At 38.5% G+C, this 22961-nt stretch carries 21 protein-coding genes; 10 read left to right on the top strand and 11 right to left on the bottom strand.

The genetic code is table 11. The annotated features are described in order from the left end of the window. Positions 1-415 precede the first annotated feature (415 nt). Both I6F45_RS00420 and I6F45_RS00415 read right to left on the bottom strand, forming a co-directional pair. Positions 416-1018 carry a thiamine biosynthesis protein ThiC gene (locus I6F45_RS00420; protein WP_197159419.1) on the bottom strand — a complete coding sequence of 201 codons (603 nt, stop codon included), beginning with the start codon at positions 1016-1018 and terminating at the stop codon, positions 416-418. Between the two features lie 346 nt (positions 1019-1364). Beyond that, entirely contained in the window at positions 1365-2066 is a 702-nt protein-coding gene (locus I6F45_RS00415; RefSeq protein ID WP_165728657.1) for a metal-dependent hydrolase, read from the bottom strand. 226 nt (positions 2067-2292) lie between these two features. Here I6F45_RS00415 and I6F45_RS00410 point away from each other — a divergent pair, with 226 nt between their 5' ends. After that, positions 2293-2715 carry a hypothetical protein gene (locus tag I6F45_RS00410; RefSeq protein WP_165728656.1) on the top strand — a complete coding sequence of 141 codons (423 nt, stop codon included), beginning with the start codon at positions 2293-2295 and terminating at the stop codon, positions 2713-2715. A 31-nt stretch (positions 2716-2746) separates the two neighbouring features. On the opposite strand, the gene I6F45_RS00405 is transcribed toward I6F45_RS00410, so the two are convergent. From I6F45_RS00405 to I6F45_RS00395, 3 genes are read right to left on the bottom strand one after another with little or no spacing between them, the layout of a single operon-like run. Further along, positions 2747-4375: a sensor domain-containing diguanylate cyclase gene (locus tag I6F45_RS00405; RefSeq protein ID WP_197140652.1), complete on the bottom strand. Its 1629-nt coding sequence runs from the start codon at positions 4373-4375 to the stop codon at positions 2747-2749. Continuing rightward, positions 4362-4808, bottom strand: a complete 447-nt coding sequence (locus I6F45_RS00400) for a hypothetical protein (protein WP_165728654.1) — start codon at positions 4806-4808, stop codon at positions 4362-4364. The genes I6F45_RS00405 and I6F45_RS00400 overlap by 14 nt, the downstream gene beginning before the upstream one ends. A 2-nt stretch (positions 4809-4810) precedes the next feature. Beyond that, a complete protein-coding gene (locus tag I6F45_RS00395) occupies positions 4811-6073 on the bottom strand; it encodes a hypothetical protein (RefSeq protein ID WP_165728653.1) in 1263 nt (420 codons plus the stop codon). Between the two features lie 473 nt (positions 6074-6546). On the opposite strand from I6F45_RS00395, the gene I6F45_RS00390 reads away from it, so the two are divergent. The 4 genes from I6F45_RS00390 to I6F45_RS00375 are packed head-to-tail and all read left to right on the top strand — an operon-like array spanning position 6547 to position 12157. Next, positions 6547-7263: an ABC transporter ATP-binding protein gene (locus tag I6F45_RS00390; protein WP_165726101.1), complete on the top strand. Its 717-nt coding sequence runs from the start codon at positions 6547-6549 to the stop codon at positions 7261-7263. Beyond that, positions 7263-8711 (top strand): ABC transporter permease, encoded by a 1449-nt coding sequence (locus I6F45_RS00385; RefSeq protein WP_197159418.1) that lies wholly within the window; start codon positions 7263-7265, stop codon positions 8709-8711. The genes I6F45_RS00390 and I6F45_RS00385 overlap by 1 nt, the downstream gene beginning before the upstream one ends. Next, a complete protein-coding gene (locus I6F45_RS00380; protein ID WP_197159417.1) occupies positions 8708-10021 on the top strand; it encodes a DUF3526 domain-containing protein in 1314 nt (437 codons plus the stop codon). The genes I6F45_RS00385 and I6F45_RS00380 overlap by 4 nt, the downstream gene beginning before the upstream one ends. Before the next feature lie 24 nt (positions 10022-10045). Beyond that, entirely contained in the window at positions 10046-12157 is a 2112-nt protein-coding gene (locus I6F45_RS00375; protein ID WP_197159416.1) for a TonB-dependent siderophore receptor, read from the top strand. Between the two features lie 84 nt (positions 12158-12241). On the opposite strand, the gene I6F45_RS00370 is transcribed toward I6F45_RS00375, so the two are convergent. Continuing rightward, positions 12242-13156, bottom strand: a complete 915-nt coding sequence (locus I6F45_RS00370; protein ID WP_197159415.1) for a 2OG-Fe(II) oxygenase family protein — start codon at positions 13154-13156, stop codon at positions 12242-12244. Between the two features lie 226 nt (positions 13157-13382). Then, on the bottom strand, positions 13383-13982 hold the full coding sequence (msrA, locus tag I6F45_RS00365; RefSeq protein WP_166420300.1) for a peptide-methionine (S)-S-oxide reductase MsrA: 600 nt from the start codon (positions 13980-13982) through the stop codon (positions 13383-13385). Positions 13983-14269: 287 nt separating this feature from the next. Here msrA and I6F45_RS00360 point away from each other — a divergent pair, with 287 nt between their 5' ends. Further along, positions 14270-14464 (top strand): CPXCG motif-containing cysteine-rich protein, encoded by a 195-nt coding sequence (locus I6F45_RS00360; protein ID WP_166420301.1) that lies wholly within the window; start codon positions 14270-14272, stop codon positions 14462-14464. 61 nt (positions 14465-14525) lie between these two features. Here the strand turns inward: I6F45_RS00360 and I6F45_RS00355 are convergent, their stop codons facing one another. Next, positions 14526-14726 (bottom strand): hypothetical protein, encoded by a 201-nt coding sequence (locus I6F45_RS00355; RefSeq protein ID WP_002962626.1) that lies wholly within the window; start codon positions 14724-14726, stop codon positions 14526-14528. A 106-nt stretch (positions 14727-14832) separates the two neighbouring features. Here I6F45_RS00355 and I6F45_RS00350 point away from each other — a divergent pair, with 106 nt between their 5' ends. The 3 genes from I6F45_RS00350 to I6F45_RS00340 all read left to right on the top strand — a co-directional run bounded on the left by I6F45_RS00350 (position 14833) and on the right by I6F45_RS00340 (position 17006). After that, positions 14833-15315, top strand: coding sequence for a GNAT family N-acetyltransferase (locus tag I6F45_RS00350; protein ID WP_197119842.1), 483 nt, complete (start codon positions 14833-14835; stop codon positions 15313-15315). Positions 15316-15482: 167 nt separating this feature from the next. After that, positions 15483-16094: a MarC family protein gene (locus I6F45_RS00345; protein WP_024593948.1), complete on the top strand. Its 612-nt coding sequence runs from the start codon at positions 15483-15485 to the stop codon at positions 16092-16094. Positions 16095-16124: 30 nt separating this feature from the next. Further along, positions 16125-17006: an alpha/beta hydrolase gene (locus I6F45_RS00340; protein ID WP_010552777.1), complete on the top strand. Its 882-nt coding sequence runs from the start codon at positions 16125-16127 to the stop codon at positions 17004-17006. A 521-nt stretch (positions 17007-17527) separates the two neighbouring features. Here I6F45_RS00340 and I6F45_RS00335 read toward each other — a convergent pair. Next, positions 17528-18667, bottom strand: coding sequence for an MFS transporter (locus I6F45_RS00335; protein ID WP_197152692.1), 1140 nt, complete (start codon positions 18665-18667; stop codon positions 17528-17530). A gap of 24 nt (positions 18668-18691) precedes the next feature. Continuing rightward, positions 18692-19864: an MFS transporter gene (locus tag I6F45_RS00330; protein ID WP_197140664.1), complete on the bottom strand. Its 1173-nt coding sequence runs from the start codon at positions 19862-19864 to the stop codon at positions 18692-18694. Between the two features lie 106 nt (positions 19865-19970). Here I6F45_RS00330 and I6F45_RS00325 point away from each other — a divergent pair, with 106 nt between their 5' ends. Next, the gene (locus I6F45_RS00325) at positions 19971-20894 is read left to right on the top strand and encodes a LysR family transcriptional regulator (RefSeq protein ID WP_197159414.1); all 924 of its coding nucleotides are present in this window, start codon (positions 19971-19973) and stop codon (positions 20892-20894) included. Between the two features lie 87 nt (positions 20895-20981). Here the strand turns inward: I6F45_RS00325 and I6F45_RS00320 are convergent, their stop codons facing one another. Next, the gene (locus I6F45_RS00320) at positions 20982-22190 is read right to left on the bottom strand and encodes a porin (RefSeq protein ID WP_010552780.1); all 1209 of its coding nucleotides are present in this window, start codon (positions 22188-22190) and stop codon (positions 20982-20984) included. Positions 22191-22961 lie beyond the last annotated feature (771 nt).

Here is a 22961-nt window from a genome sequence, read left to right as displayed (position 1 = left end):
ATGCAGTTATTTTCATGCGTGTAATTTACGTTTAATAGGGCTAATTACTCATTTAACGGATGAAATAAAGTGACCCAGTCATAAAAGATAAATTTTGAACTTGAAGAGCGAATTTTTTGGTATAGTTTTGTTTGTTCAATTAAAGTGGCTGTCTAGTTTAGTCGTATGAACTTGAAGAGCGAATTTTTTGGTATAGTTTTGTTTGTTCAATTAAAGTGGCTGTCTAGTTTAGTCGTATATGTGAATTAGCCTTTAGATTAAGAAGAGGGCATTAACTTGGGATGCGGTAGTCGAACGTTTTAAGTTGAAAGTGGGCGTCACTTTAAACGTAAAACATCGGCGAATTAGCATCTCTAATACACGCCGATGTTTATAACTTATTTAAGTAACTACCTTATTAATATGGTATTTAGCCTTAGTCTTGTTTACGGTTAAGGCTTATTAAACATATTGCTAAAAGTAACGTTGCAATCATGCCCGAAGCACCAGCAACACCTGATGGCATAAATCCATCACGGCCAAAGATGATTAATATAGCATTGGCAAACATAGCAACCACACCAGCTAAGGCAGTAAGCCCTCCAATTGCTTTGCCACCTTTAGCTATAAAAGACAGGCCAAAAACAACTGCTGCTAATCCCAATAATAATTTAGCTGCGTAGTAAATCATGAATGACAACGAAACCACGCCACTAATTAAAGGTTGTGCGCCTTCTACGGTACCCGCTACTTTTCCAAATGTTGAAAACAAAGTAAGGCCAATGCTTACCTGCACTATGTTAAGAATCGCGCTAAATGTTATAGCCGACCATCCTAGCTGAGCGTTTTTTGCTTGCACCATAGCAGAACCCGCAAAGGCAACAAGTAGAGTGAAAACCACGGCTTCTAGTCCCCATGCATACTGCCTTGAAAAACTAATTTCTGCACTGTAAAGGGCAGTAAAAACAGCCTGTGTTATCGCTAACACCAACAATAAAGATGCCGTAATTAGCATGGTGCGTTTATTCGTAAATTCCATTATGTACCTCTTATAATTTTATGCTTTTAAAAGCTGTAATAGCTCTCATACTTGGGTAGAAGACAGGTAAAGCTATTTAATTATTTCACTCAAACCTACAAAAGTAATAATTAATAACAAATAGGCTCAAGCTACGGATTTTAATTAAAACTTAAATCGGCAAAGTCGTTGTGATTCAAGCCATTTATGCCTCTAAAAACGCTGGGTCTCACACACTCTTAGTGAATCAACTTTTAGATTACTAAGAGGGCATTTTACACGTATTCTAGCAATGGACATAAGTGACTTTGTAAAAGCCACTTATTGTAGTCGGGCAATGCTGTAAAATAGCTTAAAACCTACTTTGTTAAGATAGAAATATAAAGTGAGACCAATCACTTAACGCTGTGATAGTTTGTTCTGTAGGGGGCGCAACATAGATTAAACCTGCAATGGCAATAATTGAAGCTAGCGTAATTAACTTATTATCAAAGTCAGCTATTTTTAAAGCGGTGCCAAAAGAGCGTTTAATTCTGACATTACTTAAATCTACACTGTAAATTTCATCCAGCAATAAATGAATTAATCCGCCTAATAAAATAAACCCACCCGTTAACCAGGCAAAAACAGCAGCTTGTGTGGTTGATTGGTCATTCAGTTTCCATGTTACTTGAGTCGTTAATAGCGCGCATAACAGTATAAATAGTAAAGAGTGGCAACTACCTCTATGTACTGTGATCCATTCAAAAATGGGTCTAATAATATATTTCATAAATCCGTAAACCAATAATGGCACTACGATTAACTCGATAAAGCTAATTTCAATAATGAGCTCGGTGGTTATGTAATGCAGTACCAGTAATACAGCGCTCAGTGCAAATAAGTTAAAAATAGTATCGAGTGATGTTGAGTTATCTGAATCTATGTCGGGTAATAAGCCGCCAATTGAGCCTAAAAACCATAGCCAGAGTGCGCCGTTTAAATCAATATGGCCTGCAGATAATAAAGTGGCTGAACTTAAGCCGGTGATGATTACGGCAGTATTAAGATGAGTATTGAAGTTTGCCATTGTATCTCTTGATAGAAAAATAGGTTGGCATTCTATCAATTGAAAACTTAATTGTTCAATTTACTTTAAAGGTTTGGATGTAAATCTATGTTTTAGGGGTCTGGTTTATCACTTTTTACTAGTGTGGTTTTTTGTGGTCAATGAGGTAAGTTGTAATTGTTATTATAAAAATCAATAATAAGCGTAGTTATTTTAGCTTAGCATACTAAATGAAAGGTCACTTCTTATGAATCAAAATAGATATAAAGCATCGTTTCCTGCGCCTGACATTGGTAGTAACTATTTTGTCTCATCAACTTGGAGCAGTTATGGTTTCTGGGCTTTATTAGCACTGACTCCGCTCGCTCATTACATGATGTACTATACCGAAGATGGTTTAGCGTATGGGGAAGATTTAAACACTTTAGTGTATGTAATACTTGGTGCTATTACCTTGTTTGTTTTAAATATTGCAGCCCAATCTATATGTTGTTTAGGCAGGCTTTTGGCAGTGGTTTGCTTTAGCATTAGTCTGTTTTTTATATTATTGCTTATTTACCTCAGCGTATATTCACACTTCCCAATTGCTTATTTAGGTGTTATTTCGTATTTTGGGTTAGCGGCTTATTTTTATAATAAAGATTATTTGAAAGCCATAAATACGTTATAGCATTTACTATGTAGTTACTCATTCACGCCATCTAATTTTTTATATCGTCATAAAAGGCGACTTTTCCTCGGCCTGTTTCTTTTACGTGATAAAGGGTTTTATCACCGTTATGCATTAATTGGTGTAGTTCATTGCCATCATATGGGGCTACTGCAATACCTATGCTTGCACCTACTGCGCATGTTTTAGTGTTTGAAATACTAACCTGTTGTTGTAGCTCTTTAAGCAAAACAATAGATTGTTCACGCGTTGCTGCTTTGTGGTAGGTATTTACCTGTTGCGCAATTATAAATTCGTCACCGCCTAGGCGGATACAAATGTCGTTTTTTTCGTGGAAAAGTGTTTTAAATCTGTGCGCTGTTTCAATAAGTACTTTGTCACCGGCTTCGTGGCCGTAGGTGTCGTTAATGGGTTTAAACTTATCTAAATCAATCATCATTAGTACTAGGTGCTGATTGTGTTTAATACACTCGCGCAGCGCTTTTTTAAGTCGTTTTTCGCCGGCACGACGATTAAGTAAATCGGTAAGTGGGTCGTGATCGGCTTCAAAGCGGGTTTGAAATTCGCGTTCGGCGCGCTCAGTTACATCATGTAAAATTACTTCAACTAAGTGTTCTTGTTGAACGCTTCGCTTTGTTTCACGTTGCTCTGTTAATCTAACAAATAAACAGTGCAGCCAAATGGTTTTATGGCCCACTTTACACTCTATATCTAGGGTTGCTTGTGGTGGGTTTTTATCACAACGTATATCTGCAAGTAGGTTTTGTAATTCATCAACGTTATTTAACAGAGCAGGAAAGTGCAAGGTTGATAACTCTTCTTCGCCGGGTACGGTAAAGTAATGTTTAAACGCGGGATTAAAGGTGGTGATAATATTTTTGTCATCTAATAAACAAATACCGGCGCTGGCTTGTTCAAAAATAAGTCTAAATTTAGCTTCTAGTTCTTGAGTTTTTTTACGAAGGGATTGCTCATTACTAATGGTTAGCTTTAACTCATGCATTAAGGCATTTATACCTTGCGTCAGTCTGCTTATTTCGTCTCGCTTACCTTGCTTAAACTCTAGCATTGTCATGGTTTCGGGATTGGTAGGATCAATTGTCGCAAAGCTGTCTGTTAGGTTTTGAATAGGCTGAGTGAGCCATTTTCGTACAACCAGTGACACAAAAAAAGCGATGACGATTGATTGAATCAGCATTAAAATAAATTCTTTTATAAGTGATGACTGTGCTTGTTGTTCAATAAAGTTATCGTCGGGGTATATGGCCAGTACACCTATAAAAGTGTCTTCTATAAAGGGGTGAACTAATTTAATTAAAACAGCTTCTTTTTTCTTGTTAGTAGAGCCACTTGCAATAAATAAATCCATTTCTCCTTTTGGGTTTACCTCTCCTTCTAAGCTTGCGCCTTGCACTAAGTCGTTACTTAGCAAGCCATTAATAATTTCTTGGCTTAATTCACGATCGTTTAGGTAGGCTGCTATAGCGGCTGTTTTTCCCATTGTTTGTGCTAACTGCTGCACGAGTAGGTAATTGGTGTTTTTCTTTTCTTTAAGACCCGAGTAATAAGAAAGTGTTGACGACACTAACGTTACTACAATGGCGACAATAGCGATTGATAGAGCAACGCGTACGTAGAGTGCTTGGCTAATTTTTATCAAATGTGTATACCACTTTTACTGCGTCTGTAACCTGCGATTGAGGAATATAACCAATTGCAAATTGTGATGCAGCTATTTTGTTTAACGCGTCTTCAACGGATGTTGACGGTGATGGGGGCTTTGCGCGCCCTGAAAATAATAACCTTGCCCAATAAGCATTAATTTTTTGCTCATTTTTGTTGACCAGTTGCAGGTAAAAATCATTTTTTAATGCAGATTGCGCCGGTAAATCAAGTGGCTTAGAGGTTTCACCATCAGGAAACGTTAAATAGCGACCCATATAAATATCGATGACTTCGCGTTTGGATAAAGCGTTAATTGTATTGTTTTTATTTACCACCACTACAAACTCTGTAGATTTGGCATTAACACTAACAAGAAGCAGGCAAAGCGGCAGCAACACATAAAGGAGTGAGTTACGATAGCTCATCATTGTTAAAACACCATACTAGCGTTCAAACTTAGCATATGTACTTTGTGGCCTTTGTCTACATCTGCAGGATTACTAAGACTCCATAAACCCGCACCTTCGGGCTTTATATCAAAGCGGTCTAGTTGAGCTTTTAGCGCTAATCGCTCCGATAGTTGCCATTTTACACCTATGTTAATTGAATGCTGATGAACATAAGGCACCTTAATAGCAGCTTGTGTTGCAAATGCTAGCTGTTGTATTGGCTCTGAAATTTGATCGGGTATGCCTGGTGAAAAAACAGGTTCGTTTACTTGTATAACATCGTGACGATTTTTGGCTGCAGAAAAGCTCGTGTAAAATATTGCATTATTTACCCTATAACCAGCGCTAATATAAGTATTGAGTACTGATGGAGCTATTATCCAATCGGATTCCGAAATACCTACTTCAGATTGAATAAGCCAATTATTATGATCGTAGGTTAGTCCAAATGCCGCGTATTCTATACTGTGGCCTTTGGTATTAAATTTGTTAGATATCGTTTGTGCTTGTGGCCATATACTTTGTGGTACTGCGTCTAGTAAGGCTAAAAACTCATCTAATGAGGTTAACTTATAGCCACCAAAATCAGATTTAGATAAAGAGAAACGTGCGGTCCATGCGTCAAGTGAATAGGTTACACTAAAGGTGGTTAAATTATCAAAATCAATAAAAAAGTCGTCATTATCGGCTTTTAACTTTGCTGTAGAGCTTCCATATGCGAGCTTTAAACGTAAAAAACCTTCATCAATGGCTTTACTGTATTCAATATCCACACCGTCGTAATTTCCTGCAATGTTTGCAAAAGAGTAGTATTCATGAGGAGGGCGGATCCACAAATAGGCGTATCCTACATAAGGATATTCAGAGAGTAAGTAAAGATCGCTGTTTAGCCTGCCAGCACGAATAGCCCAATGGCGCGAGGGGCGATAACGAATAAAAGCGAGTTCTAAAAAGTTATCAAGACTTTTGAAGCTATGATCTTGTACTACTACTTGAACCACAGAGTCCCAGTTTTTTGAGAGCGAGATATTAGCTTGCCCACCTAAAATTGAATCACGCGTTACTGAAAAACCGGTATCGTTTTCGTTTAAATAATTTGATGCAAAGCCGATATCTGAATCGTCAGTGTAACTGAGTGTTAAAGATGCAAAACCACTAAATTGCACGTCTACTTCATTTGCATCGCTTTTATTAGCAGCAGAAATTACCAATATGGCTATGGCAATTGTACCTCGGAACAACATGTTAGCGCTTATTTTTATGATATGGATAATAAAAAGATAGCACATTTTTTAAAATTACCAACTTACTCGACATAAGGTTTTACCAAAGGCGTTAGCATGGCAAAGCTAAAAAAATTACACTCTTTATGCTTGGTTTATAATTTACGTTAAATTGTAAATAAGCACACATAACACCATCCTAAATTCCATATAAAAGGGGTAATTAAAGTTGCTTTAATTTTTACCTCCTAAAGTAATAATTTATTAACTAAGTAACCTATTAACTAAGTAACCGTAATTATCTTATTTGTTAATTATTGTGATGTTATATTGTTGCAATTGGCATTTGATATAGTATAACATACACGCCATCTAATTTTCCTAAATAGAGTTTGAGTGTGACAACACCTACCGCGATTAATAAAACACCAACAATTGCCCCTAAAACTTTTGATAAACAACTTAGCAATGCAGACGCCGTCCTAAGTGATGCGATGATTGAAGTGAGTTCTTTAAATTTTAGTATTAAAAATAACGCTATTTTAAAAAACTTAAGCTTTAGTGTGGCTGCAGGTGAGGTTTATGCGCTACTTGGTGGTAATGGTGCGGGTAAATCAACCACGTTAAAAACGCTACTTGGGTTTAATAAACCAACCGAAGGCTCTGTAAAAGTAGCGGGTAAAGAGGTGAGTAAAGCGCTTGATTTTGTGCGAGGTAAAACAGCGTATTTGCCAGAGTCGGCTACGTTATATCCGCATTTAACTGCTCGTGAAAATGTTGAATATTTTTTATCACTCGCTGATATTAAAAAATCAGATGAGCAAATTAACGCGGCTTTTAATCGAGTTGCATTGCAACACGATGCATGGGATCGCCACATGCAAACTTATTCAAAAGGTATGAGGCAAAAAACAGCAATTGCACTTGCGATACTGCGTGAAGCACCCATTTTTTTACTTGATGAGCCAACCTCTGGCCTTGATCCTGTTGCTATTGATGAATTTAATCAACTTGTACGTGAGCTTGCATTAACGGGTGCGACTATTTTAATGGTTACCCACGATGTATACGGTGCCTGCCAAGTCGCTAATCGAATTGGTTTACTTAAAAACGGTGAGCTGGTGGGAGAGTTTGATGCGCCCCAAAGTGGGCGTATTGATACCGAGCAAGTACACGCTGCGTTTGGGCATCACGCTAAAAGAGGTGCTTAATGAGTATAAATAACTTTTCAAAGGTGGTGATTGTTGCCAAAGATGAGTGGCGTTATTGGCTTCGCTCAAAATTAGCAATGACCGTGCTTGCTATAGGTTTGGTGCTCACGCTTGCTTCGGTAATTGTAACGGCTATTATCATGATGGAGCTAAGCCATGCTCGTCATGAGTTACAAACAACAAGCGATAAGAGCTTTGTTGATCAACCCGACCGCCATCCACACAGAATGGTGCATTACGGGCATTATGCATTTAGAACGCCTTCGCCACTTAGTACGCTAGACCCTGGTATTGACGCTTACACAGGCAACTCTATATTTTTAGAAGGGCACAGACAAAACAGCGCAATGTTTGCAGATAGTCGCCAAGGGACTGCATTAACTAAATTAGGCAGTTTAACGCCTGCATTTATTGTGCAAACACTCGCACCGTTATTATTAATATTAATTGGCTACAGCGGTATTAGCCGAGAGCGCGAATTGCAAACGCTTTCTTATTTGTTATCGCAAGGTACATCGGGTGTAACGCTAATTGCAGGTAAAGGATTGGCGCTACTTTCTGTTGTGGGCTTAATTTTAACTCCGCTTACGGTATCGGCTTTATTTACGGTTGCTGCGGGCGAAAGCTTACTGGCAGTTGTAAGTTTTGTTGTTGGCTACGCTTTATATTTAACTGTGTGGGTATTACTGATTTTACTGGCATCGAGCGTGTTTAGTAAAAACAGTGGCAGCTTTACCGCACTTGCCTTTGTGTGGATTTTACTGTGTATTGTTATGCCACGCGTAGCAAGTACCAGTGCTTCAACGGCTGTGCCATCTGCCGGTAAAATAGAAACAGACTTTGCTGTAAAAGCACAACTTAGAAAATTAGGCGACGGCCATAACGCAAACGACCCTGCCTTTATGCAATTTAAACAATCACTTCTTAAAAAGTACAACGTTAAAAGTATAGATGAGCTACCCGTTAATTTTAGAGGATTAGTAGCCAGCGAATCTGAAGCAAAATTGACTAACGTACTAAACAAATTTGCCGAGCAACGTATGCAAGCTGAGCTTAAACAAACGAAGGTATCTCGTTATTTTGGTTGGGTTTCACCTATGGTGGCTATTCGGTCGTTATCGATGATTGTAGTAGGAACGAGTATTGAAACTCATCACCGCTTTTTGCGTGAAACCGAACAGTTGCGTTTTGACTTTGTGCAAGGGCTTAACAAAGTTCATGTAGAAAAGCTTAGCTACCAAGACGATATGAACCGCAATACCAGTACCGAAGCAACTAAGCAAGCTCGTGTCAGTGCACAAAATTGGCAAGTACTGCAAAACTTTACTTTTAATGTAGATAGCGCACAAGTGAGAGCGCAGCGAAGTATCCCTGCATTTTTACAGTTATTTATTTGGATTGCAGTGCTGTTAGGCGGTATTAAATTTGTAGGGAAGCGTTTGTTATGAGTTATGTATTTTCACAGCTAATTCGTGAATGGCGTTTTTTACTTCGTCAAAAATATTTAGTGATATTACTAGCATGTACATTTGCTATATCGGGGTTTGCAGTTTTCAGCGGCCTTAGTGAAGTAAGCCAGCAACAACATACTATTGATCGTTTAAAAACGGCTGATTTAACTGAATTAGCTAACGTACAAAATAAATACAGTGATGCTGGTTCGCTTGCCTATTACAGCTTTCATTTAACGTATTCACCACCTTCAAATTTAGCGTTTGCTGCTTTAGGCGAGCGCGATATTTATCCGTGGAAACACCGCTTAAATTTACTTGCCCTAGAGGGGCAAATTTACGAGAGCGATTCACAAAACGCAGAGCTAGCGCAGGCAGGTAAAATTGATTTTGTATTTGTAATTAGTGCATTAGCACCGCTGATAGTTATTTTATTATTTCATGATTTATTTGCTAATGAGCGAACAAGCGCCAGGCATGACTTATTAGTGACTACGGCTAAGTCGTACTTTGCATTATGGGGGGCGCGTATAGCTGTAAGGTTGATAGCAGTAATAGTGTGTTTAATGTTGCCATTTTATTTAGGTACATTTCTTAGTCATTCGGCCCTTGCTGATGTGGGGTTTGTTACTTTTATATGTGTAATTTACATTGCGTTTTGGACTTTGCTCAGTGTGTGGTGGGGCAAAAATGCCAACAGTGCGCCGCGTGTTGCTTCAACATTAATCGGTTTTTGGGTGTTAGTTGCCTTTATTATTCCTATTTTAGGCGATTTAGTTATAAACAAAACGGTTCACTCACCAAAGGGCGGCGACATTGTGCTTACTCAGCGTGAGGCGGTTAACGATGCATGGGACTTACCAAAGAAAACCACAATGGATGCTTTTGTAGCGTCAAATCCACAGTGGAAAGATCATGTTGATATGCAAAGCGAGTTTGAGTGGAAATGGTATTACGCATTTCAGCAAGTTGGAGACGAAAAAGCAGGGGAACTTTCGCATGCTTATCGTGATGCAGCGCACACAAAGTATCAACTAGCAGGGATTGTATCGTGGTTTTCACCACCACTATTGCTACAACGCAGTTTTACCCGATTGGCGAGCACTGATGCTTTAGCTGCATTTAGATATGAATACCGTATGCGAGGATTTCATAAAAGTTTAAGGGAGTTTTACTACCCTTGGCTGTTTATAAAAGGCAACCCACCTAAAGCTGCGCTTAAGAGTATACCTAGCTTTAAAAAAACAATGCTTAATGAAACGGATGAGCCTGACGTTACAGGCGTTAAGCTAAAAGAAAATTTATGAGTCAACTAATTAACAAGGTTTATAATGAATACCAATAAAAATGGGCTAAAGCTCAGCTATTTAAGCGCATGCTTAGTCAGTTTGTTTAGCAGCCACGCTATGGCTGCTGAACAAACCCCAAAGGATGACAGCGTAAATAATAGCCCTATAGAAAGATTGGCAGTGATTGGCTCGCGCCAAGCTTATCAAGGCAATTTTAGCCCTTTAGAAACACCGCAATCAGAATTAAAAATAGATTTAGAAGCGCTTGAAAACGCAGGTGCTATAAATTTAAATCAAGCGCTTGATTTATCGGCATCGGTAGCGCGTCAAAATAACTTTGGCGGACTTTGGAATAGCTTTGCGCTACGCGGCTTTGTAGGCGATGAAAACTTGCCAAGTAATTACCTTGTTAATGGGTTTAATGCCGGGCGTGGTTTTGGTGGCTCACGTGATTTGTCGGGTATTGAATCGGTTGAGGTGTTAAAAGGTCCACGTGCTGCTTTATTTGGCCGTGGTGAACCTGGCGGTACAGTAAATCTCGTTACTAAGCGCCCAACGTTTGATACAAGCGGCGAGCTAAAGCTAAGCGTAGGCAGCTTTGACACCTACCGCGCTGATGTAGATTACACCACACCCCTTAGCGACGACGTAGCAATTAGACTGGTTGGTTTTTATGAAGACGCAAAAAGCTTTCGCGATACAATAGAGACAACTAAACAAGGCTTTAGCCCATCAATAACATGGAATATTAATGATAATAGCCAACTAATATATGAGCTTGAATACAGCGACCAAGAGGTCTCTTTTGATAGGGGCGTATTAGCCATAGATGGCGAACTTGGTTTAATACCACAGAGCCGCTTTTTAGGTGAGCCAGGTGATGGCCCAATAGAGGCTGACGTACTTGGCCATCAATTAGAGTTTATTCATGACTTTAATGATAATTGGAGCGTATTGCTGGGCGCTAACTACCGTGATACTTCGCTTGAAGGGTTTGCTACCGAAACTGGTTTTGCAGGTGTTGTTGATGGTGAAGTAAATCGCTTTAGGCGCTACCGTGATTACAATGCAAAATATCAGGTATTTAGAGCCGAAGTGACAGGTAATTTAGAGGTTGCAGGGTTGGATCACCGTTTAATAATTGGTGTTGATTCTGATAAGTTCGAAAATGATCAATTTGTTCTTCGTGTACGTGGCGATCAGTATATAAATGTTTTTAATCCTGTATATGGAGCATATGAGTTACCTACGCCAACGGCCAATACCGATAAGTTAGAAGTCCAAGAGTCGTTAGGTGTATTTATACAAGACCAAATAAGCCTAACCGATAAGTTTGATGTACGTATTGGTATGCGTTTTGATGACTACGAACAAACACTTAATAACCGCTTAGCTAATACTCAATCAAAGCAAAACGAATCGCGTGTTAGCCCCCAACTAGGTGTTGTGTATGAGGCGAGCGAGTTTGTATCTGTTTATGCCGCTTATGGCGAAAACTTTAGGCCTTTATCTGGCACTGATACAAATGGCGATGGGTTTGAACCAAATCAATCTACTTCAACAGAGTTGGGAGTTAAATTTACTTTAAACGATGGCGCTTTATTTGGCACTATCGCGATGTTTAAAGTAGAGCAAGACAACATGCTGGTGGTTGACGATCCCACTGCATTTACTTTTGCTGCAATAGGCGAAGCACAAAGCAAAGGCATAGAGATTGATATAAACGGTGAGCTAACGGATGATGTAAGCCTATGGTTATCGTATGCGTATGTTGATGCAACTATTGAAAACTCATTTTTTGATGCTAACTTTGGCTATACCGTTGAAGCGGGCAGTTCTTTATTAAATATTCCTAAACATCAACTTAGTTTACAGCTTGTTAAATCAGCCGAGTTATATGGCAAAGCAATTAAGTTTGGCGCAGGTTTAGTTTATGTAGATTCTCGAAACGGCTTTTTTGGTACCGACTTTGAGCTACCAAGCTATACAACAGCGCGTACTTTTATAGATATTGATGTAACTAAGGCAATTGGCTTGCGTGCAGAAGTAGATAACCTGTTTGATGAAACCTATTACACTAACTCATTTGCTGATGCCTGGGTTCAACCGGGCACACCCAGAAGTGTAAGGCTATCTGCAACGTATAAGTTTTAAACGTAAACTAAAACGATACTAACAAAAAGGCTGCTTAAATTAAGCAGCCTTTTTGCTTAGTTAAAAGCTTAGTTAAAAACTCGATTAAAACGGTGCATAGCCGTCGTTCGTCTTTTTAGGGTTAATCCAGCGCTGTTTAGCATCAATAGGAATGCGTGGTGCACCTTGTGCTGGTAATCGCCCGCGTTCTCCATACAACCACAAAACAAAGTTAGTTCGCTCACCACTGGTAATAGGCTTTGCTGCGTGTGCAATATTGCCACGATGTAACATGGCAGTGCCGGGCTTAAACGTAAGTGATTTAATGTCGCCTGTGTACGGGTGATAAAAGTCAACTTCTGACCCTGTAAACTCTTCGCCTGGTAAGTTTAAGTTAATATTAAGCGTTACGGCCGATGCATCGGTATGTGGGCGAATTGACGAATCTGTGTTTGGCTCATAATAAATTGAAAAACCAAACGTTTGTGTATCAAACCCCGTAACCTCCGGGAACAGCATACGCGAAATAGGGCGCATGTAAGTGTTTAGTATTTCGTTATAAAACGCTTGAAAGCTTGGCGCTGCTAAATAACCTTCTGATCGGCTATCAAGCATGGCACCACGGCGATTTAACACGATGCCATATGGTGGGCGCATAGGAATTTGCGAATTCCATACTTGTTCTAAATACCCGCGTAATACGGCAAGGCGCTCTGGATCAAAAAATTGAAATTGAAATACATCAGGCGCTACTTCGTGTAATAACGCTTTTACGGCCAGCTCTTTTGATGGATCTTCCCATGCTTGCTTTACTGCTTCACGTAGGTTTTTATCAAGTAGTGTGTCGTCAAGCGTAAACGTTGAGCCATCTATTGATGTTGTTTCCCATTCGCTCCACGCGTTTGTAATTAGGTCGGTGTTACTATTCCAAAAGTGTTGTACTGCTGGTTCACGGTAAAGCATGGCTTGGCGTGTAGGTAACTCTAGAGCACGCGCTAGCTGTAATTGATTGGCAAACATTTTGTGTAACTCCAGTTGTTGAATTTGGTTTATATCAATCTAGGAGTGCAATTTATTGCATTTGATTTAGTAGATAAACAGCCAGCTTTAGGAAACAGAATATACTATTTATTGATAATGAAGGTTTGTATACTTTTTGAAGCAGAGAAAGCTAGCTTTGTAGATATGTAAAAGGCTGCACAATATGCAGCCTTTTGTTGGTGTAATTTAAGTTGCTTAATAAATACTAGTGGGTTGCTCTGTCGCCCCAAATATCTTCTAGGCGGCTATCGCGACCACAACGCCAACGATAAGTGTTGTATCGGATTGGATTGTTTTTGTAATAATCTTGATGAAAGCTTTCCCTCCCTTTAATAGGGTAAAAGGTACTTGCGTTTAATATAGGCGTAACCACAGTTTGATTAGGAAACTCGGCTACCACAGCTGCTTTTGTTTTTTCGGCTAATTTACGTTGTTCGTCGTTTTCTACAAAAATAGCGCTTAAGTAACTCGGGCCTTTATCGCAAAACTGGCCTCTGGCATCAAAGGGATCAATATTAACCCAGTAATGATCAAGTATGCCCTTATAGCTTACTACATCCGGGTCGTAAGTGATTTCTACCGCCTCGTAATGGCCTTTATGGTTACCATTGTATGTTGGGTTTTTAAGTTTGCCACCAGTAAAGCCCGATATTACATCGGTTACACCTTCTAGTTTTTCAAAATCGCTTTCCATACACCAAAAGCAACCTCCAGCTAAAACAGCTTTTTCGGTTTTAGCTGCATGCGTAAACGTACTAAACAATATTGCGGCAGATGTTAATGCTAATGCGAGTGATTTTTTCATAAAATTATCCACCTGAGGTGTGAGTTTAAATACTTATAAAGTTAGACCCGCCAAGTGCTAATACTATTTCATTGTAGTGGCATAGTTTTAGCCGGTTAACTATTTATGGTGCAAAGTAATGTCATAAAAAGGTTTTATAAGCATCTCACTGGGAGTGAGATCACTTTTAAAGCAAGCAGTATGCTTTAATTAATTCAGTAAAATAAACGCTATTTGATACGCTGTTGTATTATGCGAGCTTGTTTATTAAAGTGGCAACATTCAAGATATAAATTAGCAGGTGATAAATGAACCAGTTAACCGAAAAATCAATAAGCTGTCCTTATTGTGGAGAAAGTATAGAAATATTACTTGATGCAGCAGATATTGATGAGCAATACATTGAAGACTGCCAAGTATGCTGTAAGCCAATTTCGTTTGTGGTATTTGAGGATGAAGATGAGTTAAATGTTAATGTATACAGTGAAGATGATACATTTTAAATTGGCATAAATTATAAAATAGGCTGCAACTCTGCAGCCTTTTTATTGTGTACGGAACTAACTAGCTATTTTGTTCGCGTGCTAGTTGGTTTGGCAAAAGCTCTTCTACTATTTCGCGCGCCGGGAGTGTGTAGCGTGTGCCGTCAAACATTACTGAGGTAAACTCGTTAATATTAGTAATGCCTGTTAAGGTCCAGCCTTCGCCGCGCTTTGGGCAATATACTGTGGTAGTGGGTTGTATTACTTTAAAATCGTCACTCATTACGTTATCTACTCTTTTTGCTTTAAAGATAATGCTTGTTAATGGGGTATGGTAAGTTAATAATGCGTGCCCATAAAGAGCTAATTTAACTAACTACTTAAATAAAATGTTTAATACCATAAAGCTTGAACGCGTTACGCTGCGTTTAATTACCCACAAACACGCTACGTGTTTATTTAATATTTTAAACCACCCGCATGTGTCAGAATTTAACGACTACGAAACACCGCTCAGCAAAACACAAATCAAACAATTAATACAAGATGATATTAGTGCCTACTACGAAGGCGAAGTGATTAGAGTTGCAATTGAACATAATACATCTGGAAAATTAATGGGTACTTGTGGGCTTTATAATTTAACGCCGTGTAAAAGTAGTGCGTTTATAGGATTTGAGCTGCACCCCGACTTTTGGGATAAAGGCGTAATGTTTGAAGTAGTCACTGGTTTTATTGAAACGCTACTTAAGGATATTGCGCTTAAACATTTATCGGCTGAGGTGAGTGCACACAATGCACGTTCCCATAATTTACTTATTAAGTTAGGTTTTAGCTTAAGAGAAAATTCTATTTGGCATAAATCACTTTAACGAATGACGGCAATTATAAGTGCTTATCTTTTTTCAATCCTGAAAGGTCAACGCCTCCAAGTGTAAATAAAATACAAAAAATAACGGCTTTCTATTATAGTTAAGCGTAAGCAAATGAATTTGTTACCCGTGTTTTATTAAATATTTACGCTTAACAAGGATTTTATATGCTAGAAAAACTATCTCAAGATGCGCTTGTTATTTGGGCTACCATTGACCCAATAGGTACTATGGCGCTGTTTGCTGCGCTTACTTCTCATTTAACAGATCAACAACGTCGTAAAACAGCCTTTAAAACGGTCCTTTATGCTGGTTGCGTACTATTGGGTTCTATTTTAATTGGGCAGCTAATACTTAATGCGATGGGAATTAGGTTGGTGTCGTTTCAGTTAGGGGGCGGAATTATATTGTTTTTGTTTGGCCTGCAAATGATATTTGGAAACGATTCTAACAAAGCTAAACAAGACCCCGATCACGATATAGCAGTGTTTCCGCTAGCTATACCTGCAACTGCGACTCCTGGCGCTATTTTGGCGGTGATACTACTTACCGACAATCATATTCACCCAATTACCACTCAAATAGGCACAGCGCTTGTTACACTTGGTGTGTTGGGTATTACTTTAATACTGTTGCTGCTTTCGGGGAAAATAATTAAGCTTATTGGTACTGGTGGCGCGTCTATTTTAACGCGTGTGATGGGGATGATTTTAGCCGCGTTTTCGGTTGAGCTTATTATGACCGCGCTTGAAATAAAACAATGGGTTAAGCTCGATTAAATAACTCTTAAACATTTGAAGGAATGCCGCATGGCAATAAAAATAACAAAACACTATTTTATTAATTTAAGTTTAGCCGTAGTCATTTTTGCTATCGGTATTTTAGCCATACGTTATTACAACCATTATGTATCGGCCTATACAGACGTAACAATTAACTCAAGCGTGCTTAATGAGTCGCGCAAGGTATTTATAAGATTGCCCGCTAATTACAATCCTAAAAAAGCGTATCCGTTAATTATTAAAACCGATGGAAACTTTAATTTAGATACATGGGATAAAGCACTTACAAAACAAGCTAAGAGCGAAAAAGGGGATAAGGCTATATTGGTGTCTATTCCTAATTTGTTTTTTACAGATACACGTAATCGCGATTTAGTGCCACCTTATGCTCGCCAAGATGTAAATACACAAGCGCGCCCTGAGGGCGAAACACTTATAGAGCCTAATGGTGAAGCCGACAAGTTTTTAGCGTTTATTGAAACTGAGTTATTCCCGTATTTATCGGCAAAATATAAGCTTAGTAATAACCGTGTATTAAGTGGTTTTTCGGCAGGTGGTAGCTTTGTACTTTATACACTGCATACGAGGCCTGAACTGTTTAATGGCTACTTTGCATTTAGCCCAGCGGCTTGGTATGACGACATGACAGTGGTTAATAATGTAGAAGCGTTTTTAACTACTCAAGCTAACAAAGTTAAGGCGCCTACTTATTTATATCTTTCGGTGGGTGGAGCAGAGCATCCGTTAATGTTAAAAGCGTTTAATAATTTAGAGTCTGCTTTAAAAGCAAACCCTAATAATAACCTTGCGTGGCAAAGCGCTATAAACGAAGGTGCTGAGCATTCAGATAATCCACCACTTAGTGTATCAAAGGCATTAGCTGGTTATAGTGCGTTTATTAAAAAGTAGGTTAGATAGGTTTAAATGGTAGCTGTATGTATATACAGCCACCGCTGTTTTATCTATTTATGATAACGAATCAGTTTTATAGCACTTTATTTAGTTTAATATTATTAACGACTTACAAAGGGAAGTTGGTTTAAGTTATTTTTGACAGGAAATATATTCACTGTTTTTATATACAGTATGCAGCTATTGAGATAGAATCCAGTCAGTACCTATGAGCATATACACATCTATTTGTTACTGCTTTTAATCAGCCTTACGCCTTTGTGATCAGCAATAATCAGTGTAAGTACTTTGCAATTTCAATATAATTTCACCATCTTTTTACACTCTTAATGCAGTTAATATAAATTAGCTGGTGGCTTTACAGTAAAAGAACACATCATACTGAATGTTGTTATAATGCTAAACTTAGCAATAGAGTCAAATTAAAAAAAAGTAATCAGTAAAGTAGTTCAAATAATAAAGCGAGAGGTTTAGATAAAAAAAGAGCATTTATAAAAATGCTCTTTTGTAAGTTACGACTACTTTGCTTTGATCGGTTTAAAAAACAATACCAGTGCAATTATAAATGCTGAAACGCTACAAATTATAAATACGTTTTTTTCACCACCAGGTATGTACTGCATAAATGAGGTAAAAAACTGACCCGAAAATACAGCCATCGTAAAGTACGATAAATTACGGCCGCGTACTTTCACATCGCTGAGCTCTACCGTCATATGGTTTAAAAGCGGGATACTAAAACCAAATCCTATACCTATTAATATTGCGCCTAAAATTAAAAGTAGGGTGCTTACTTGTGTAAAACAAATATACGATAAACTAAACGCTAAAAAGGCAAATGCCAAAACCTTGGGCTCACCAAGCTTCTTTGTTATTTTAGGCATAAAGCCTGCGGTAACTACAGCCACTAAAGATATAAATGCGAGTAGTTGGCCTATTTGTGACTCATTAAAGTTTTCCTCGTTCATTGTAATGGGCAGTAACACAGTAGACGTAAAAAATATGGTCATCGCGAGTGTTGAAATTACATAAACGCTTTTTAACGAGAGGCCATTGTTAGCTTTATGGTGTAGATGTTCTGACACTTCATCGCTATTACTAGCCAGTGAGTTTTTACTTGGCACAAATAATAAAAGCATAGCCAAAAATACCCACGCTATTAAATAAAGTGAAAATGGCAGCGCCCAAAATTGCGACGCTAATAATCCGCCTAAAAATAAAAATATAACACCGCCTAACTCTATCGCCATGCCTTGTTTTGCAATCATGCCAAGGCGTGCTTCGCCTGTGTACCAAGCAGAAATTAAAACCGTACAACTTGCCATTACCACAGCAGTTATACCGCCGAGTAAAAATCGATTAGCAAATACAAGCGTTGGGCCTTTTAAAAAGTAAGCGCTGGCACCTGCAACCCCATATAAAAATAATCCAATTACTAAAAGTTTATAAGCTCCGTATTTATCTATTAATTTTCCTGCTAGCGGCGCAAAAACCACAGCGCCTAACGATGGCAACGTAATTAAAAGTACGGTGTTATCGGTTATACCTAATCCTTGTGAAATACTTACTAAACCTGGCGCAAGTAGGGTTCCCACCATAATAGTTAAGCTGGCGATACACAGTAATGTAAAGCTACCCGCTGTTTTTAACATACCCATTTTTACTCCTTAAGTTTTAAGCGATTACTTTTTAGCAAATGAATTAAAAATGCCACTTAGCAAAATAAATATAATGCTTACAGCAACAACGCCAGGCCATTGATAAAGTGCAAATGCTTTAACACCAACCATTGAGCCAACAGCGCCTCCAAGGTAATAACCCAGCATGTAAATTCCATTTATGCGACTTTGCGCAGTGGGGTCAATACTAAAAACACGCACTTGGTTAGCCACTTGCGCACTAAATATGGCAAAGTCGATTAGAATAATGCCAATAACTAACGACGCTAAACTGCCATTAAACAAACCTGTAATAGCAAAGCCGATTGCCGCAAGCGTAAGTGCAATCATAATTAGAGCTTTAGATCCCAGTTTGCTGACCCATTTACCCGATGACTTAGCCCCAATTACGCCAGCCAATGCTATTAAACCAAATAAACCAGCTTGTTGAGCGTTGTAGTTAAATGGCTCGTTACTTACATAAATGGCAAGTGTTGCCCAAAGCACATTAAATGATGCAAACCAAAATGCGCCCGAAAGTGTAAAATGCTGCAGTGATTTATGTTTAATAAACAACGCCAACATACTTTTAATGAGAGGCCAGTAACGCAAATTAGTGTGTGGCTTATTGCTAGGTAAAAACACGCGCAGTAATATACCAAATAATGCTGCGAGTACTGCCGACATTAAAAATACACTTCGCCAACCAAATTGCTCACCTACAAACCCACTTAACGTTCTTGAAAGTAAAATACCGATAGTTAAGCCCATCATTAATGTGCCTAACGTGGCACCTTTTTGCTCGCTCGATACAAGCGATGCTGCAAAGGGTATTAATTGCTGGGTTATATTGGCGCTTACACCAATTAAAAATACCGATATAAGTAATAAAGGTAAGTTAGGTGCAAGCATTGCTGCACTACAAGCCACTACTAATAAGCACGACAAAATAGTAATTAAATGCCTGCGAGCAATCGAGTCACCCAAAGGAGAAATAAATAATAACGCAAACGCGTAACCAATTTGTGTAAGCGCGGGAATACTCCCAAGCTGCGAATCAGTTAAATTAAATTCGTTCGCTATAAGCGGTAAAATAGGCTGGTTGTAGTACAAGTTTGCTGCTGTTGCTGCAATTGCAGTGGTCATTAGTAATAAAATAAATCGACTTAATGACTGATTTTGTTTGGGTTTGGTCATAGCTGTCTTGTGTTGTTAACATATAGCTATGGTATGAGTTCTTTACCTATAACAAAAATGATATTATTTTATAGAATCTATACAGATAATGTATTTAAGGTGCATGATGGATATTAAAACATTAAAAAGTTTTGTCAGCGTGGCTAAGCATCAGAGTTTTTCAGAAGCGGCCAAAGAGCTACACACCGTGCAACCTGCAATAAGTAGGCATATTGCACAGCTCGAAAGCGAGCTTGATGTTGTGCTGTTTATAAGAAATTCACGCGATGTTGCAATAACTCAAGCGGGTGAGCAGCTATTAAAAGATGCACGCGCTATTTTGGCTCTAGCTGACAAAGCTAAAACTCAGGTTAAACGTGCCCACAACGGGCAGGTAGGTACACTTAATATTGCGCACTTAAGCTCGGCATGTTTAACCTTTATGGCAGCACTGGTTCGAGAATATAAACAGCAATACCCAAGCGTGCACGTTACATTGTTTGAAATGACTGCAACTGAGCAGATACATGCGTTTAAAAATGATTTAATTGATGTGGGTTTTTCACGGCCTTTACCTGATTCAATTAATGATGAATTTGTAAGTCATACTATTTATGTAGATTCATTGGTGGCCATCGTTAATCAAAACCATGCGCTGGCAAATTATAAAAATATTGATTTAGCTAAGCTAAAAAATGAACCCTTTATTATTTTTAATAGAGAGAAAGCACTTGGTCTTTTTGATGAAACCATTTTGCAATGCAAACAAGCTCATTTTTCACCTAACATTATTAGCCAACCTAGGCATATGCAAACATTAGTTACTGAAGTGGCTGCTGGCCTTGGTGTGGCCATTGCGCCTTATTGCGTACGTAAATTATATAGTGAAGGGTGCCATTTTATAAAACTGAGCGACGTACTCACGCAAATCCCGGTGCTATTACAAATTAAAAAAGCAGATACCAATGCGGCTGTTAATGCATTTGTTGAAATAGCCTTAAATGCAAAATTGAGTATTGAAAAAAGTATGGCAGAAAAAAAGCCCAGTTAAAAAAGTTAAAAGGGCTAAAAGGGTTGTGCTTAGGGAAGTTGTAGTCGTTTTTAACTTATATTTAGAGCTTATATTTAGAACTTATATTTAGAACTTATATCTAAAACCAAATGCTATACCGTCATCTTCCGACTGCTCCATTTGTGCTTGTTGATCGTCGTTATCACTTTCAAAGTCGCTAAAGTCTTTACGCGCTTCTACGTAGGCAATAGTGTCTTCGTCAATTAAGTAGTGAAGGCCAATAACAGCAAACTGACGCTTAAATACATCGTCTGGATCGGCGTTAAAGTTTGGCTGAATTACGTAGTCATCACCTGCATCAAACACGTTGTAGGCAATAAAAGGGCGAAAATCGTTATCAAAGCGGTAAGATGCAAATGTTTCTACACCTATTGCGTCATCAATTAAGCGACCAATATTATCGGTGTCGTGGTTTTTGTTTTTATTTATGTTGGCAGCAACGTAAAGGCCGGGCTTATCAATATTGCCCCACATAATGCCTGCACCGTAAATTAAATCTTCAACATTGCGAGTAGAACCATCGCCAAACGTTAAATCAAACTCGCCACGGTTAATACCCGCTGTAAGCGTGAGCATATCGGTAGGGGTATATGTTACAGATGCACCAAATGTGTAGTTAAATTCAACTTCTTGGGCTGCACTATCGCCAGAGTTCCATAGCGTTTCGCATTCTTCTTCTGAAATATCGCTTACGTCACAGGTATAAAATTCGCTGTTTTTAAGCTGCGCTTGTACTGCAAAACTAAAATCGTTATAGCTATTGCGGTACTGCACTAACTTATCGCCACGGCCAGTGCCATTTACAGCGCCATCGTCTTTGTTATAGGTGTAAACGCCAGCTGCATTACCATCCCATACAAAGCTATTATTTGTGCCATAAACTACGTCGTACCATGCACCCCATTGTTTACCAATGGTAAGTTGACCATACTTTTCGTGTGAAAGGCCTGCGTAACCTAAACGGTTATACAAAAACTCGTCCTGAATTGACTCAAAACGATTGTTATAAATTATATCGCTACTGCCTACAGGGTTTACACCCCATTCTACGAGTGCAAGGGCAGTCCAGTCTTTCTTGAGCTTTCGGGTAAAGCCAAAGTTAATGCGCGAAGTACCGTTAACAACTTCGGTTTCGTTTTGTGTGTTAATTACACGCACATCAAGATATCCACCTACTTTTAGAGTGTTTTTATCATCTTTGTATAACTCTACCGCCGAAACAGCGGGTGCTAATACAATACTTGCGCTAATCAGTGTCGCTAATTTTTTGCTCATCTTGTGTGTTGCCCTGTGTAAATTTCAGTGTTTTTACGTAGGTAAAAATTCAGGTTCGAAGATTAACAAAGCAATAAACGGCTCAAAAGTGAAAAAAAATCAACAAAATTGGACGGCAAACTTAATTGACATTCACTCGAGGTTAATTTTGTTTTTCAGGTGTTGCTGAGGTTTGTTTTTTTAGTTGTTTTGTAGGTAAAAAGGATTGGTAATAAGTGGTGTGTTAAAATTCTAATTTGAATTAATTTCATCTTGGTTAAAAAATAGCGACTAGTGCAAAAGCTCTAAAAGTGCTTTATTTTCATAAATATAACTTTTTATTGTTATAGGTTGTACAAAAATGAGTTAAGTAAACACACAAACACGTTAAAAGTGTTTTTACTCTAGGGTCTGTTGATCTTTGCGGATTGAAATTTGTTCAAACTAGGGGCTATTTAATTGCGGCGCGAAGTTTGTAACCTAGTGGGCTAAGTAAAAACCGAGCAACAAAGAGTAAATAGCCCCTAGGAAGAACCCTTTGGGCAGCGCCTGTTTGGCATTAATGCTACGTTATCGCCCATTTATGGGGAATAACCACACTGTATAGGCTCTGCCTTGCCTAAATACCAAACAGACTGCTGGAAATTCAACCTTAAAAGATCAACAGACCCTATTTATATACCAAATTCTAAACGCTCATATCGGTTTATTATGAATGTATTTATGAATTTTAATTTATCTAAGTTGAATAACAATTTGCAAAAACACTAAATCTAATTTGTTATTTTAATT

Origin of the sequence: Pseudoalteromonas sp. SWYJZ19 (genome assembly GCF_015864375.1) — a bacterium.
Classification (GTDB): domain Bacteria; phylum Pseudomonadota; class Gammaproteobacteria; order Enterobacterales; family Alteromonadaceae; genus Pseudoalteromonas; species Pseudoalteromonas arctica.
The sequence above is the reverse complement of the archived record's forward strand: the minus strand, read 5'-3'. Positions and strand labels throughout refer to the sequence as shown.

Excerpts from the sequence above, each read along its gene's own strand:
- I6F45_RS00420 (WP_197159419.1), bottom strand. The coding sequence starts at position 1,018 with ATGGAATTTACGAATAAACGCACCATGCTAATTACGGCATCTTTATTG.
- I6F45_RS00415 (WP_165728657.1), bottom strand. The coding sequence starts at position 2,066 with ATGGCAAACTTCAATACTCATCTTAATACTGCCGTAATCATCACCGGC.
- I6F45_RS00410 (WP_165728656.1), top strand. The coding sequence starts at position 2,293 with ATGAATCAAAATAGATATAAAGCATCGTTTCCTGCGCCTGACATTGGT.
- I6F45_RS00400 (WP_165728654.1), bottom strand. The coding sequence starts at position 4,808 with ATGATGAGCTATCGTAACTCACTCCTTTATGTGTTGCTGCCGCTTTGC.
- I6F45_RS00395 (WP_165728653.1), bottom strand. The coding sequence starts at position 6,073 with ATGTTGTTCCGAGGTACAATTGCCATAGCCATATTGGTAATTTCTGCT.
- I6F45_RS00390 (WP_165726101.1), top strand. The coding sequence starts at position 6,547 with ATGATTGAAGTGAGTTCTTTAAATTTTAGTATTAAAAATAACGCTATT.
- I6F45_RS00385 (WP_197159418.1), top strand. The coding sequence starts at position 7,263 with ATGAGTATAAATAACTTTTCAAAGGTGGTGATTGTTGCCAAAGATGAG.
- I6F45_RS00380 (WP_197159417.1), top strand. The coding sequence starts at position 8,708 with ATGAGTTATGTATTTTCACAGCTAATTCGTGAATGGCGTTTTTTACTT.
- I6F45_RS00375 (WP_197159416.1), top strand. The coding sequence starts at position 10,046 with ATGAATACCAATAAAAATGGGCTAAAGCTCAGCTATTTAAGCGCATGC.
- I6F45_RS00370 (WP_197159415.1), bottom strand. The coding sequence starts at position 13,156 with ATGTTTGCCAATCAATTACAGCTAGCGCGTGCTCTAGAGTTACCTACA.
- msrA (WP_166420300.1), bottom strand. The coding sequence starts at position 13,982 with ATGAAAAAATCACTCGCATTAGCATTAACATCTGCCGCAATATTGTTT.
- I6F45_RS00360 (WP_166420301.1), top strand. The coding sequence starts at position 14,270 with ATGAACCAGTTAACCGAAAAATCAATAAGCTGTCCTTATTGTGGAGAA.
- I6F45_RS00355 (WP_002962626.1), bottom strand. The coding sequence starts at position 14,726 with ATGAGTGACGATTTTAAAGTAATACAACCCACTACCACAGTATATTGC.
- I6F45_RS00350 (WP_197119842.1), top strand. The coding sequence starts at position 14,833 with ATGTTTAATACCATAAAGCTTGAACGCGTTACGCTGCGTTTAATTACC.
- I6F45_RS00345 (WP_024593948.1), top strand. The coding sequence starts at position 15,483 with ATGCTAGAAAAACTATCTCAAGATGCGCTTGTTATTTGGGCTACCATT.
- I6F45_RS00340 (WP_010552777.1), top strand. The coding sequence starts at position 16,125 with ATGGCAATAAAAATAACAAAACACTATTTTATTAATTTAAGTTTAGCC.
- I6F45_RS00335 (WP_197152692.1), bottom strand. The coding sequence starts at position 18,667 with ATGGGTATGTTAAAAACAGCGGGTAGCTTTACATTACTGTGTATCGCC.
- I6F45_RS00330 (WP_197140664.1), bottom strand. The coding sequence starts at position 19,864 with ATGACCAAACCCAAACAAAATCAGTCATTAAGTCGATTTATTTTATTA.
- I6F45_RS00325 (WP_197159414.1), top strand. The coding sequence starts at position 19,971 with ATGGATATTAAAACATTAAAAAGTTTTGTCAGCGTGGCTAAGCATCAG.
- I6F45_RS00320 (WP_010552780.1), bottom strand. The coding sequence starts at position 22,190 with ATGAGCAAAAAATTAGCGACACTGATTAGCGCAAGTATTGTATTAGCA.